The organism is Paracoccaceae bacterium, assembly GCA_033344815.1.
GTDB lineage: Bacteria > Pseudomonadota > Alphaproteobacteria > Rhodobacterales > Rhodobacteraceae > Roseobacter.
Window position 1 is genome coordinate 3256117 of sequence record JAWPMR010000001.1, and the last position, 14149, is coordinate 3270265.

The 14149-nt window shown below is 58.9% G+C and carries 10 protein-coding genes; all 10 read left to right on the top strand.

All coding sequences use genetic code 11. The features are described from left to right. Positions 1–124 precede the first annotated feature (124 nt). The 10 genes from R8G34_15105 (at position 125) to R8G34_15150 (ending at position 14103) form a co-directional block, all read left to right on the top strand. Positions 125–1939, top strand: a complete 1815-nt coding sequence (locus tag R8G34_15105; protein MDW3224183.1) for a DUF3363 domain-containing protein — start codon at positions 125–127, stop codon at positions 1937–1939. 16 nt (positions 1940–1955) lie between these two features. Next, the gene (locus tag R8G34_15110) at positions 1956–3944 is read left to right on the top strand and encodes a conjugal transfer protein TraG (GenBank protein ID MDW3224184.1); all 1989 of its coding nucleotides are present in this window, start codon (positions 1956–1958) and stop codon (positions 3942–3944) included. A 10-nt stretch (positions 3945–3954) separates the two neighbouring features. Beyond that, the gene (locus R8G34_15115; protein ID MDW3224185.1) at positions 3955–4383 is read left to right on the top strand and encodes a ribbon-helix-helix protein, CopG family; all 429 of its coding nucleotides are present in this window, start codon (positions 3955–3957) and stop codon (positions 4381–4383) included. Between the two features lie 237 nt (positions 4384–4620). Continuing rightward, positions 4621–5214 (top strand): restriction endonuclease subunit S, encoded by a 594-nt coding sequence (locus R8G34_15120; protein ID MDW3224186.1) that lies wholly within the window; start codon positions 4621–4623, stop codon positions 5212–5214. Continuing rightward, positions 5211–6728, top strand: coding sequence for a type I restriction-modification system subunit M (locus R8G34_15125; protein ID MDW3224187.1), 1518 nt, complete (start codon positions 5211–5213; stop codon positions 6726–6728). Before R8G34_15120 ends, R8G34_15125 begins: the two co-directional genes overlap by 4 nt. Next, positions 6718–7920, top strand: coding sequence for a restriction endonuclease subunit S (locus tag R8G34_15130; protein ID MDW3224188.1), 1203 nt, complete (start codon positions 6718–6720; stop codon positions 7918–7920). The genes R8G34_15125 and R8G34_15130 overlap by 11 nt, the downstream gene beginning before the upstream one ends. Next, positions 7921–9333, top strand: coding sequence for a Shedu immune nuclease family protein (locus R8G34_15135; protein ID MDW3224189.1), 1413 nt, complete (start codon positions 7921–7923; stop codon positions 9331–9333). A 5-nt stretch (positions 9334–9338) separates the two neighbouring features. Next, positions 9339–10169, top strand: coding sequence for a DUF3800 domain-containing protein (locus tag R8G34_15140; GenBank protein ID MDW3224190.1), 831 nt, complete (start codon positions 9339–9341; stop codon positions 10167–10169). After that, positions 10166–13390 carry a type I restriction endonuclease subunit R gene (locus R8G34_15145; GenBank protein ID MDW3224191.1) on the top strand — a complete coding sequence of 1075 codons (3225 nt, stop codon included), beginning with the start codon at positions 10166–10168 and terminating at the stop codon, positions 13388–13390. The genes R8G34_15140 and R8G34_15145 overlap by 4 nt, the downstream gene beginning before the upstream one ends. Continuing rightward, on the top strand, positions 13387–14103 hold the full coding sequence (locus tag R8G34_15150) for a SprT family zinc-dependent metalloprotease (GenBank protein ID MDW3224192.1): 717 nt from the start codon (positions 13387–13389) through the stop codon (positions 14101–14103). The genes R8G34_15145 and R8G34_15150 overlap by 4 nt, the downstream gene beginning before the upstream one ends. Positions 14104–14149: the final 46 nt, after the last annotated feature.

Genomic DNA, 14149 nt, shown 5'->3' on the forward strand with positions numbered 1-14149 from the left:
GGAAGAGAAAAGGGCGAGATAAAAGCGCATGCCAAGAATGCCGCAAGTCCCTGAAGGGACTGGCGTTTTCGCGTGCATACGGGTCGGTCGTGTGCAGGAGTTTTAGTTTTCTCAAGCGATTTCCATGGTCCGACATGCACAGTGCCGGGTTGCAGTTCGGAGGGAGTGTGTTGTGAGAGAATCTGAACGCGACTTCCGGATCAAACCAGGTAGGCCCCGAAGCACTCCTGTGCCGCGGACCAAGGGCTTCATTGATCAGGTGCTGCGCGCGGCTCAGAAGGCGGGCCACACGTCGCCATCTCGCACGAGCCGTGGGCCTGGCCGCTCGACATTTGGGCGCGGACAAAACCGATTTGGGCGCAGCCGACTTTTCTCGCCAACCCGCCGCGTGGTCGTGAAGGCAAGGATTGCGCGTTACAAGGGCCGTGCTTATCGCGCCGCCCCGCTCAAAACCCATCTTGCTTATCTGCGTCGCGAAGGCGTCAGTCGCGAGGGCGAGAAAGGGCTGCTCTTCGATGCCGAAACCGACAATCTCGACGGGTTGGATTTTGCAGAGCGCTGCGAAGATGACCGCCACCATTTCCGGTTCATTATTTCGCCCGAGGATGCAGCCGAGATGGAAGACCTGCGCGGTTTCACTCGGGATGTCGCACGCCGGATGGAGGCCGATCTCGGCACGCGACTGGATTGGGTCGCGGTGGATCACTGGAATACCGACAATCCGCACGTGCATCTGATCGTCCGGGGCGTCGATGATCGCGGTGGCGATCTGGTCATCGCGCGTGACTACATCAGCAGCGGATTGCGGTCCCGCGCCGAGGATCTGGTTGCGCTCGAACTCGGACCCAAGCCTGAACATGAGATCCGACATGCGCTCGAACAAGAGGTCACTGCGGAACGCTGGACCAGCCTCGACCGCGAAATCCGTTATCGCGCCGACGACCTCGCACTGATCGACCTGCGCCCCGAGACGCGCGGTCCCGAGGATCCCCAGATCAGGCGGTTGATGATCGGCCGCTTGCAGCACCTGAAAAAGCTTGGCCTTGCCTCGGAGGGCCGCCCCGGCGAATGGATGCTTGGGACAGAGGCCGAGCGCACGCTCCGGGATCTTGGCGAGCGTGGCGACATCATCAAGACCATGCACCGCGCCTTCGCTGCGAAGGGACAGGACCGTGGCTTCACAGATTTCGTCGTCGACCACGGCGGGGCCGGCGACCCGATCATCGGGCGGCTGGTCGCGACCGGGCTGCATGACGAACAGACTGGCATGGCCTATGCCGTGATAGACGGCAGCGATGGGCGCGCCCATCATGTCCGCTTCCGCGGGCTAGAGGCCTTTGAGCATGCGCCGCATCCGGGTGGCATCGTCGAAGTCCGCCGCTTCGGTGGACCAGACGACCCACGGCCCACTCTGGTTCTCGCCACGCGGTCAGATCTCGATCTGCAAAGCCAGATCACCGCGCCCGGTGCGACCTGGCTGGATCATCGACTGGTCGAGCGTGCCCAGATGCCGCTCGCCAAGGGCGGCTTTGGGAGCGAAGTCCGCAGCGCGCTCGAGGCCCGCACCGAACACTTGGCACGCGAGGGACTTGCCGACCGACAGGCGCAACGGATTCTCTTGCAGCGCAATCTGCTCACCACCCTTCGGCGGCGGGAGCTTGATAAAGTGGGCGAGAAGCTTTCGACCGAGACCGGTTTGTCGCACCGACCCTCGGAGTCGGGCGAACATGTCTCCGGCACCTACAGCCGCCAGCTGCGCCTGTCCTCGGGTCGCTATGCAATGATCGAAGGGATCAGCCCCGACGGCGGCCGCAGCTTCCAACTCGTCCCCTGGTCACGCGAGATCGAACCGCGACTTGGCCAGCGTGTCGCAGGTATCGCGCGCAGTGGAGGCGGCATCGACTGGAGCCTTGGGCGAAAACGCGGACTCAACATATGATGAAAGGACCCTGATCATGACCGCCACCAAAATCCTCTGGGGCCAGATTCTGGTCGTCTTCCTGATCGTGCTCACGACCACTTGGAGCGCGACCCAATGGGTGGCGTGGCGATTGGGGTTTCAGGCGCAGCTTGGCAACCCGTGGTTCGAGGCTTTCAGCGTGCCGATCTATCCGCCGCCAGCTTTCTTCTGGTGGTGGTACTTCTACGACGCCTATGCCCGCACCGTGTTCTGGGAGGGGGGAGCCATCGCAGCCTCTGGCGGTTTCATCTCCATCGCTGTCGCCATTACCATGTCGGTTTTGCGCGCCAGGGAGGCCGCAGATGTGGATACCTATGGCTCGGCCCGCTGGGCAACACGCGCGGAGGTCGAGGCCGCTGGGCTGCTCGGTTCAGATGGCGTCGTGTTGGGCAAGCTCGATCAGACCTACCTCCGCCATGGTGGTCCGGAGCACGTCCTCTGCTTTGCGCCGACCCGATCCGGCAAAGGCGTGGGTCTGGTGATCCCGACGCTTCTGACTTGGCCGGGCTCCGCCATCGTCCACGACATCAAGGGCGAGAACTGGGATCTGACGGCAGGCTTTCGCGCGAAACATGGCCGGGTGCTTCGTTTCGACCCGACCAGCATGACCTCCGCCGCCTACAACCCGCTGCTCGAAGTGCGTCGCGGCGAAAGGGAGGTGCGCGACGTCCAGAACGTGGCGGACGTCCTGGTCGATCCTGAAGGATCACTGGAGAAACGCAACCACTGGGAAAAGACGTCGCATTCACTGCTGGTGGGGGCAATCCTACATGTTCTCTACGCGGAGAAAGAAAAGACGCTGGCTGGGGTGGCGGCCTTCCTCTCAGACCCGCGCCGCCCGATCGAGGAGACGCTAGAGGCGATGATGGCGACCCACCATCTGGGCGATGCCGGGCCACATCCTGTCATCGCCTCGACTGCACGAGAATTATTGAACAAGTCCGACAATGAACGCTCAGGCGTGCTTTCGACGGCCATGTCTTTTCTCGGGCTCTATCGCGACCCGGTCGTCGCCCATGTGACCCGCCGCTGCGACTGGCGGATTTCCGACCTGATCGGCGGCGAGCAACCCTCGACGCTTTACCTCGTGGTGCCACCCTCGGACATCTCACGCACCAAGCCGCTGATCCGGCTGGTGTTGAACCAGATCGGCCGCCGCCTGACGGAGGATTTGAACGATACCAAACGACGGCACCGCATTCTGATGATGCTCGATGAGTTCCCGGCCCTAGGGCGGCTCGACTTCTTCGAAAGCGCATTGGCTTTCATGGCGGGTTACGGGATCAAAAGCTTCCTGATTGCTCAATCTCTGAACCAGATAGAGAAGGCCTATGGCCAGAACAATGCCATCCTCGACAACTGCCATGTCCGGGTGAGCTTTGCGACCAATGACGAACGCACCGCCAAGCGGGTTTCAGACGCCCTCGGCACGGCGACCGAGATGAAAGCAATGCGCAACTATGCCGGGCACCGACTGGCACCTTGGCTCGGCCATTTGATGGTGTCCCGCTCCGAGACCGCCCGCCAGCTTTTGACCCCAGGTGAGATCATGCAACTACCGCCCGACGACGAGATCGTCATGGTGGCCGGCTCGCCACCGATCCGAGCGAAAAAGGCACGGTATTTCGAAGATCGACGGTTCGCGGAGCGCGTGCTGAGGCCACCAGAGTCGAAGAAAACTGAACCCGTTCCGAAAAATGATCTTTGGTCTTCATTGACACCTTCATCTTCTGCAGATCCCGGGTTGGCTACTCAGACAAAGTCCGATGATGACGAAGCCAATGCGGGACTGCGCCGAGAGCCGGAATTGCCTGATCATGTTGCGATTGCGCCGGAGATCCTGCCAGAGCCAGCACGCGAGTTTGAAATGATGCTGGACGATGAGCCTGAGGAAGCAGTTCGACAACGACAGGCACTCCGCCGACAAATGGGACAGGTGGCCCGACAAGCCTCGCTTGACCGGAATGATGGCATCGATCTTTGAGGGCTAACCTATGCGTGACCGTCTCAACCTGTCTTTGCCAGCCGATCTGATCGGACGCATCAACGATTTGGCCGACCGAAAACGGCTGACCAGGTCTGCGGTCGTCGAGGCGGCGGTAGAGTCTTTTCTATCTCCGGATCATGCCGACATGCAGGAGGCCGCTCTGACGCGGCGCTTGGACCGCCTCTCGCGCCAGATCGCGCGGGTCGAACGAGACCAGCGGATCACCACCGAGACTTTGGCGTTGTTCGTCCGGTTTTGGCTCACTATCACGCCGCCAATACCGGCTGAGGAACAGGTGTCTGCCCAAGCCAAAGGGCGGGAGCGGTTCGATGGGTTCGTCGAGACGTTGGGGAAGCGGATTCAAAGGGGGCGATGGTTTGCTGATGAGATTGCAAGGGATGAAGTAGCGCCAACTAAAACTAGACCGCCCGACTGAGAGCCAGAACCAATGAAGTCATTGCCACCCTTGCTGATGCCTTGATGTGTTGATCGCCTCACGGCTTCGGCCGTCAGAGGTCGTTCAATGCGTTCGAAGCACTTGGTTTCGCATGCCGATGAGATGCGGTGAGCCATTCAATGAATGCTCTGTATTCGCAATACTGCAATAAAGACTATTGACTCTGGATGAGGCCTCATCTATTTCTCTGTAATGTTCATACAGAGGAATCAGCCTGTGAAGCTCGGCAAGGTTTGCAACCTAAGCACAGGATATACAGCCAGGGGGCGATTAGAGCTTGCAGAGCAAGGCGGGCAGCCTGCCGTTCAGTTGCGCGATGTTCAGGCTGACGCCGATCTCGAAGCTGGCCATCTGCAAAGGTACGAATTCGATGACCTGCCGGAACGCTATATGGTGCGTGGGGGTGAGGTCATCTTCCGATCGCGTGGCGCACCGAACACTGCTGCCGTTGTGAGTTCACAGCTGACAGAGCCGGTCGCCATTATCCTTCCTCTCGTCATCCTTCGTTCAAAGAAAGAGCTGGTCCTTCCTGATTACCTCGCTTGGGTGATCAACCAGCCGCAAGCACAGCGGTACTTCGATTCCGAAGCGCAGGGCACCAGTATGCGGATGATCCCAAAGACGGTGCTTGAGCAGTTAGAGGTTCCGCTACCAGACTTAGAAACCCAAGCTCGCATCGTTTCAATACACAAGCTGGCAAGGATTGAAGGATCATTGCTCCGCAATCTCGCTGACCGCCGCGAACAGCTTTCCTCCATCATTTTGGCAGAGCGCGCGCGCGCCGCCCATCAACAGGAACTTCACCAATGACAAACCAGGTTACACAGCAGCAGATCAATCAAACCGCCTGGGCCGCGTGCGACACCTTCCGGGGCGCAGTCGATGCAGGGCAGTACAAGGACTACATCCTCGTGATGTTATTCCTGAAGTACATCTCGGACCAATGGAACGACCATATCGAGACCTACCGCAAACAGTATGGCGACGATGACGCGCGCATACGGAGGCGGCTGGAGCGTGAGCGTTTCATCCTTCCAGAAGGGGCGAGCTTCTACGACCTTTATTCTCAGCGGAACGAACCCAATATCGGCGAGCGGATCAATATCGCGCTTGAGAACATTGAGGACGCGAACCGCGCCAAGCTTGAGGGTGTCTTCCGTAATATCGACTTCAACTCAGAAGCCAATCTTGGCCGTCCGAAAGACCGCAACCGCCGCCTCAAGAACATGCTTGAGGACTTCGCCAAGCCCGCGCTTGACCTGCGCCCGTCACGGGTGACCGAGGATATCATCGGCGAGTGTTACATCTACCTCATCTCCCGCTTTGCGTCGGATGCCGGGAAGAAGGCAGGCGAGTTCTACACGCCCACCGCAGTTTCCGGCCTGCTGGCAAAGCTTGCCGCGCCGCAGCCTGGCGATACGATTTGCGATCCGGCCTGCGGGTCTGGCTCACTACTCATTCAGGCCTCGCAAGAGGTCGGGTCCGAAAACTTCGCCCTTTACGGGCAGGAAGTGAACGGGGCAACCTGGGCGCTTGCGCGCATGAACATGTTTCTGCATGCCAAGGACGCGGCCCGCATCGAATGGTGCGATACGCTGAACAGCCCGACGCTGGTCGAAGGCGACCACCTCATGCGCTTCGACGTGGTGCTCGCCAATCCGCCGTTCTCGCTCGACAAGTGGGGCGCGGAGGATGCTGACACCGATCAGTACAACCGTTTTTGGCGCGGCGTGCCGCCCAAGTCCAAGGGCGACTATGCTTTCATCACGCATATGATCGAGATCGCCAAACGCCAGTCGGGCCGCGTGGCGGTGATCGTGCCGCATGGCGTTTTGTTCCGGGCCGGTGCCGAAGGGCGCATCCGTCAGCAGCTGATCGATGAAAACCTGCTCGACGCCGTAGTCGGCCTGCCTGCCAACCTGTTCACCACGACGACAATCCCGGTCGCCATCCTGATCTTCGACCGGTCCCGCGAGGAAAGCGGCGCTAATGAGGGCCGGCGCGATGTGTTGTTCATCGACGCCAGCAAGGAGTTCACGCCAGGCAAGACCCAGAACGTGATGGAGGAAGCGCATCTCAGCAAGGTGCTGGAGACCTTCCGTGTTCGCACTGAGGTAGACAAGTACTCTCATCTGGCCAGCCCCGAGGAGATCGCCGAGAACAGCTACAACCTCAACATCCCCCGCTATGTCGATACCTTCGAGCCAGAGGAAGAAATCGACGTCGCCGGTGTCCAGAAAGACATCGAGCGGATCGAGGCCGAACTGGCTCAGATTCGAGCCAAGATGGCCGGGCATCTGAAGGAGCTTGGTGTTGAAGCTTGAACCTTACGCCAAGTTGCCGCTTTCAAAGGTAGCAAGGATCGAGCGGGGCAAGTTTTCCGCTCGGCCTCGCAACGACCCGATGTATTACGGTGGCGAGACACCGTTCTTACAGACGGGCGACATAGCGAGAGCAGGTCGCGTCATTACGAATTGGACGCAGACACTCAATGAACTTGGCCTTGGCGTCAGTAAGCTGTTTCCTCGCGATACTATCTTCATGTCAATTGCGGCGAACATCGGGGACGTTGCCATTTCAGGTTTCGATGCGGCTTGCCCAGACAGCGTGGTTGCCGTGAAGCCCCGTGATGACGTTGATCACGAATGGCTGTTTCAGACGCTCAAATTCTCAAAGAAAGAACTTTCGGCGCTTTCCACGCAGAATGCTCAAGCGAACCTCAGTCTTAAAAAAATTGAACCTTTCAAGGTTCACGTCCCCTCGCTTCGCGACCAGAGCGAGATCGCTGCGATCCTGCAGACTTGGGACGAAGCGCACGAAAAGCTCAGCGGCCTGCGCGCGGCCAAGGACAAGCGTTTGGGTGCCCTTCGCGCAGCACTGCTCTTCGGCGAATTGCGGCTAAATGGACAGCGCCGCAACTGGGTGCCGACGCGTCTTGCCGCCGTGACCCATGAGCTGACCGGACGCAACGGGGCAAAGGGCCTTGGCCGAGACTATGTCATGGGGGTCACCAAGGCCCAAGGCGTCGTGCCCATGCGCGAACAGACGGTTGCCGGTGACATCAGCCGCTACAAACGCCTTCCGCCGCGCGCGTTCGCCTACAACCCGATGCGTATCAATGTTGGTTCCATCGCGATGAACGAACGCGATGAGGAGGTGCTGGTGAGCCCCGACTACGTCGTATTCGCCTGCAACGCCGACGGCCTCGACCCCGACTACCTTGACCACCTGCGCAAGACGTCCTGGTGGGCCCATTACATCAACAGTGGCGGCTCGGGCAGCGTGCGCCAGCGGACCTACTACGATGACCTCGCCGCACTGAAACTGCCGTTGCCCGAACTCGACGAGCAAAAAGCCATCGCCGCCGTCCTGACCACCGCCCGCGATGACCTGTATGCGACCGAACGTGAAATCGAAGCGGTGAAGCTTCAGAAGCGCGGCTTGATGCAGAAGCTGCTGACGGGCGAGTGGCGAGTGCAAACCGCCGAAAAAGGTTCCACGGAGGCCGCAGAATAGATGGCCTACTACATTCCCGCTCCAGATCCGAAAGGTGAACTCCAGATCGAAGAGGTCCATCCGCGGTGTATCGAGGTTTGGTTCACTCCGGAAAATGATCGGCTGCGCGCTGCGGGCATTGACAAGAAGGATCGGAAAAAGCATCGCGTGAGGCTTCTCGAGATGTCGGCCCAGGATCACTATATCTCGGTGTTCCCGGTCAATACGTTGCCGCGCAACCCGAAGTTCCTGAAGCCGAAATACAGCCAGGTTCGCGAGATCACCATCGCGGAGACCGATCTTTGGAACGTGCGGCTCGATGATGAGCTGCCAAAAACACGCGACGACATCGTAGAAATCCTGCACGACTTTCCGTCGGCTTTCACGAAGGACCCTGACTACGGGCTCGGATTGGCGAAGGAATATCGTTTCATCGTTGATGCCGTTGAAGCGTTGTCTTCATGCAGCTCGATTGTGATCTCGCCAAAAGAGATGACCCATGCAAACGAGGCTGAGGCAATCTTCTATATTTCGAGTGCGGATTTCGACGAAATACGCCGCAAGATCAACTCGATTGCGACCGCCAGTCAATCGGCTGGGCGCTCGGTGAAAGATGCGACGACCCACAACTATCTTGCGGAAAAGATCGGCAAGCCGCAAGTGGAGGTGACTGCAGGGCGGTCGCCGGTGCGCCGTATGATTACGGCGAAAGCAATGGGCGAGGAAGTCCTGCCGGAAGACGCGCAGGACGCGGTGATCCACGCTCTTGCAAAGACGGCTAAGTCCCTTGGGCCGGTTCAGACAGATCGCCTTGCCAAGTTGCAGAGCGATATCGAACTCGTGACTCTCGACGCGCTAATTGCCCGTTTTGAAGACATGCTTGGGAAGAAGCTGGACGAAGCAAAGTGGCAGGAATTCTTCAACGAGAATCCGTTCATTCTGAACATGGCGTTCGGCTACCCGGTTATCAAAGTCCGGGACCAGGCATCAGTCGGCGGCAGGAAGCTGTCTGGCGGCGGAGAAAAGATTACGGACTTTCTCGTCAAGAACAGCCTGACCAACAACACCGCCATCTTCGAGATCAAAACACCCCAGACGGCGGTGCTGTATAAGACGCCGTTCCGAGAAGGGGTCTATACCCCGTCGGCAGATCTTTCGGGGTCGATCAATCAGACGCTCGACCAGAAGTATCAGTTCCAAAAGCAAATCGCCCAAATCAAGGAAAATTCCCGACTTTACGACATCGAGTCCTACGCGGTTCACTGCTGTCTGGTTGTGGGGACGACGCCCGAAGGCGAGGACCGGCAAAAGTCGTTCGAGCTGTTCCGCAGAAATTCCAAGGATGTCGAGATCGTCACCTTTGACGAACTCCTGGAGAAACTGAAGCAACTAGGCACTTTTCTTCGCGCGGCAAAGACGGAGGACGCATCTTGAAGTTCGTGTATTTTGATGAAAGTGGTGCCGCGGGTGATAGCGACGTCTTCGTCATGTGTGGCTTGATGGTGGATGCCTACAAGCTGCGCAAGAAGACCGCTGATTTCGATAAGATGCTTGCGGAATTCCTAGCCATGCATCCGGGGTCGAGCACCGAGCTGAAGACCAGCAGGTTCATCAATGGCAAGGGAGGTTGGAGCAAGATCGCCCCTGACGAGCGCAAGGCTTTTCTCACCGAGATTTGCAAACTTGCGGTCGCTAATGGTGGAAAGCTCTTTGGCATCGGGTTGTCGTTCGCCGCGCTAGAGGCGGCGCGTGCCGCTGGGCACGGTCATCCTTTCAGTGATAGCTATTGGCTTGCCGGAGGCATGTTCACCTGCGCCCTCGTTCAGAAGAAGATGCAGAGCGTCAAGAACAGCAAGGGCCTGACCGTCGTCATCATGGACGACAACAAGGTCGAGATGCCTCAGCTCTCAGACGGCCTGTACGACGCGGATGCCTGGTATGACGGGCTGTACCAGCTCCGGGGCACCAAACGCGGCAAGAAGATCTGGCTGCCGCGCAGCAAGCCGGATCGGTTCGATCACATCATTAACACGGCCTTTGCGATCAAGTCGCACCATTCCTCATTGGTGCAGGTCGCAGATGCCATCTGCTACGTGTATCGCCGTCATCTCGAGATGAAGTTTTCGGGCGAAGCCTACCCTGGAGAGGCTGCGTACTACCAGAGCCTTGTCCATATCCTCGAGCCGCAGCGCGAGAAGCTCGGTCAGGCTCCCGAGGCGCCCTGCGTGACGTTCTACAGGGCTGCCAAGCACCCGGAATGGACGCTATGAGCTCAGAGTACTTCAATTCAAGCGAGAAGCACCAGTCCCAGGTCCCGGCGCTTCAGCTAATGGTGGCGCTCGGGTTCACCCCACTCTCGCAGGAGGACGCCCTTCGCCTGCGCGGTGGACGGCTCCGCAACGTCGTGCTGGACGATGTTCTCGCCGAGCAGCTGATGCGTATCAACCGCTTCACGCATCGGGCGCGCGAGTACGCCTTCGACCTGGAAGACGCCCACGAGGCCATGCGGCGGCTCAAGCCCACGCCGGACCGGTTGAAGGGACTTCGCGGGACGAACCAGGACATCTACGACACGCTCGTTCTCGGCACGACTATCACAAAGTCCATCGATGGCGATTCAAAGAGCTATTCATTCCGCTATATCGACTGGGAGAACCCAGACAACAACGTTTTCCACGTGACAGCCGAGTTCTCGGTTGAAAGGACAGCGTCCAGCCAGACGAAGCGCTGTGACATCGTCGCCTTCGTGAATGGAATCCCGATCCTCGTTATTGAGAACAAGCGGCCAACCGAGAGCCTGAAGAAGGCCGACAGCCAGTTAATCGGCTACCAAAACGAGGACAATATCCCGCAGCTCTTCCACTTCGCGCAGCTTCTCATCAGCACTAACCGCACAGGCGCGCGGTATGCCACCGTGATGACCAAGTCGAAATTTTGGGCCGAGTGGCGCGATGAGGAAGACACGGATGAAGCCATATTGCCCCGCGCGAACCGCGTCCTAAACACCGAAGAAAAGAAGGCCGTTTTTTCGGGCGACTTCATGGGCGCGCGCGCCTACTTCGACGCGATGGCCGCCGAGGGCGACCGCGCGGTCACGGTACAAGACCGGACGTTGTATGCGCTGTGTCGGCCGGAGCGGCTGCTCGATCTCATCCGCCGCTTCACCGTGTTCGATGGTGGCATTCGCAAGATTGCGCGTCATCAGCAATTCTTCGGGATTCGACGGGCGGTCGAGACGGTAAAGCAGCACGACGTCAACGGGGCTCGCAAAGGCGGTGTGATCTGGCATACGCAGGGCTCGGGCAAGTCGCTCACAATGGTAATGCTGGGTCGTTCGCTTGCCCTCGAGCGCAGCATCGAGAACCCGCGCATCATAATAGTCACCGATCGCGATGATCTCGACAAGCAGATCAAGGATACGTTCAAGTCCTGCGATCTCGAACCGGTCCGGTCGACGAGCGGCGCCCACCTTCTTGAGCTTGTCAGGAACAAGACGCCGCTGGTCACAACGATCATCAATAAGTTCGATACGGCGCTGAAAAACAGCCAGTTAGCGGATGACGATCAGAATATCTTCGTGCTGGTCGACGAAAGTCATCGGACGCAGACGGGGCGCTACGGTGGCCATAGCCAGTTCGCCGCCAAGATGCGCAGGCTTCTTCCGATGGCCTGTTACCTCGGCTTCACAGGCACGCCCCTGCTGAAAAAAGAGAAGAACACGCTGTCGACCTTCGGCAGGCTGATCCATCGCTATGCCATTGACGAGGCGGTCGCCGACGGCGCCGTCGTGCCGCTGCTTTACGAAGGACGATTTGTCGAACAAGAGGTCTCCGGCAACGTGATCAACCGTTGGTTTGACAAGATCAGCGAGGGGCTAACCGACAGCCAGAAAGCCGACCTGAAGCGGAAGTTCTCCCGGATGGATGCTCTGGCCAAGACCGATCAGGCCATCCGCGCCAAGGCCTTCGACATCTCCGAGCACTATCGCCAGCACTGGCAGGGGACTGGCTTCAAGGCGCAGCTCGTCGCTCCGTCGAAAGCTGCGGCTGTCCGCTTCAAGGAAATCCTCGACGAAATTGGCCATATCTCGAGCGCGATCATCATCTCGCCGCCAGATGAAAACGAGGGCAACGAGGAGGTTGATCAGGAGTCGAAGGACCTCGTGCGCGGCTTCTGGTCAAAGATGATGGCGCGGTACAAGACGGAGGAAGAGTACAACCGCAAGACTATAGATGCCTTCAAGGGCTCCGGAGATCCGGAGGTCCTCATCGTCGTCTCGAAGCTTCTCACTGGCTTCGACGCACCTCGCAACACGGTGCTCTATGTCTGCAAGTCTCTGAAGGAGCACAATCTCCTGCAGGCGATCGCACGCGTGAATCGGCTTTACGAAGACGGGGGCACGGAGAAACAGTTCGGTTTCGTTGTCGACTATGAAGGCTTGCTCGGCGAACTCGACAGCGCACTGACGACCTATAGCGCCTTTGAAGGATACGAGGCCGCCGACCTTTCCGGAACAGTGCACGACGTCAAGGAGGAAATACGAAAGCTGCCCCAGCTCCACGACCAGCTTTGGGATCTCTTCAAATCCGTCCGCAACAAAAAGGACATGGAGCAGTTCGAGCAGCATCTCGCCGACGAGGCGCTGCGGCATGAATTCTACGCCCGCCTGAAGGCCTTCAGCCGCTGCCTGCACATCTCGCTGTCGTCGGATAAACTGTTTGATGTCTTCGACGAGGCGAAGGTCGACGCCATAAAGCGTGACTGGAAGCAGTTCTCTGAACTCAAGCGCTCGGTCCAGCTCCGCTACCAGGAAACAGTCGATGTCCGCGAGTTCGAGCCGAAGATCCAGAAGCTTCTCGATGACCATGTTGTTGCCATGCCAGCTGAAACCATTATCGAGTTGGTGAACATCAACGATCCCGACGCTTTGAAGGCAGTCATCGAGGAGACGGGGGTTTCCGAGGCGTCGAGGGCTGACCGAATTGCCAGTGCAACCCGTCGGGCCATTACCGAGAAGATTGATGAGGATCCTACCTTCTACAAACAGTTCTCGGAGCTGCTCGAAGAGACCATCCGCGCCTATCGCGAGAAGCGGCTGTCCGAACGCGAATACTTGAAAAGCGTTGTGGACTTGGCGAGCAAGGTGGCGCGCAAGGATCGTGGCCGGGATGTTCCGGACAGTATCCGCGGCGATGAGGATGCGCAGGCGTTCTTCGGCATCCTGGACGGTCAGCTCAAGACCAAGGAAGAGCAGCAAGTTGCCGGCGACGAAGCCGCATCCATAGCTCTCGAGATCATCGGCATCATCAAGACGCACCTGATCGTCGACATCTGGTCGAACGAGGTGGCACAAAACGATCTGCGCAACGCCATCGATGACTACTTCTTCGACGTCTTGCGGGACCAGAAAGGCGTCGACCTGCCCGTAGAGGTGCTTGACGAGCTGGAGCTGAAGATCATGGACCTTGCTCGGGCTCGGTTTGCGGCATGACGCGCGAACTGCACTGCCTGAAATACGGCGAGCGGGAGATCCGCTACGAAATTGTCCGGCGGCCGAGGAAGACACTGGAAATCGCCGTCGAGCCGGATGCGTCGGTGGTAATCGCAGCCCCGGAGGATGCGACGCTCGACGCCATCGAAGCCAAACTGCGCAAACGGGCAGCATGGGTCACAAGGCAGCAGCGGTACTTCTCCCAGTTCCTGCCACGGACGCCTGAGCGCCGGTTCGTCGCTGGCGAGACGCATCTTTACCTCGGGCGCCAATACCGACTGATGGTTGTCCCACACGTCCAAGAAAGCGTGAAGCTGATCCGTGGCTTCATCGTCGTACGAACGCACCGGCCAAACAGACCCGAGGTGACGCGTGAATTGGTGGACGAGTGGTACCGGGCCCGAGCCCATATCAAGTTTCCGGAGCGGATCGAACTCTGTCTCGGTTTTTTCCCGAACCCGGAGGCATTCCGTCCCAAGGGTCTCATCGTCCGCCAGACCCGACAGCGGTGGGGATCCATGTCACCGGCTGGTCGACTGCTCCTTAACCGTCGCCTCGTCCAAGCACCGGTCGACGCGATTGATTATGTTATCACCCATGAGCTCTGTCACGTGGCTGAGCCTCATCACGGCGTGGCGTTCTTCGACCTCTTAGAGAAGGTGATGCCCGATTGGGAGCGTCGAAAGCAGAGGCTGGAACGGGCTATGGCCTGAGCACCCATGAATAACTTCGAACCCGGTCAGTCTTTTCGAAAACCTA

What these genes read in the sequence shown, in the direction of transcription:
- R8G34_15125 (MDW3224187.1), top strand. Translation starts at nt 5,211, where the DNA reads ATGACAAACCAGGTTACACAGCAGCAGATCAATCAAACCGCCTGGGCC.
- R8G34_15110 (MDW3224184.1), top strand. Translation starts at nt 1,956, where the DNA reads ATGACCGCCACCAAAATCCTCTGGGGCCAGATTCTGGTCGTCTTCCTG.
- R8G34_15150 (MDW3224192.1), top strand. Translation starts at nt 13,387, where the DNA reads ATGACGCGCGAACTGCACTGCCTGAAATACGGCGAGCGGGAGATCCGC.
- R8G34_15105 (MDW3224183.1), top strand. Translation starts at nt 125, where the DNA reads ATGGTCCGACATGCACAGTGCCGGGTTGCAGTTCGGAGGGAGTGTGTT.
- R8G34_15135 (MDW3224189.1), top strand. Translation starts at nt 7,921, where the DNA reads ATGGCCTACTACATTCCCGCTCCAGATCCGAAAGGTGAACTCCAGATC.
- R8G34_15115 (MDW3224185.1), top strand. Translation starts at nt 3,955, where the DNA reads ATGCGTGACCGTCTCAACCTGTCTTTGCCAGCCGATCTGATCGGACGC.
- R8G34_15145 (MDW3224191.1), top strand. Translation starts at nt 10,166, where the DNA reads ATGAGCTCAGAGTACTTCAATTCAAGCGAGAAGCACCAGTCCCAGGTC.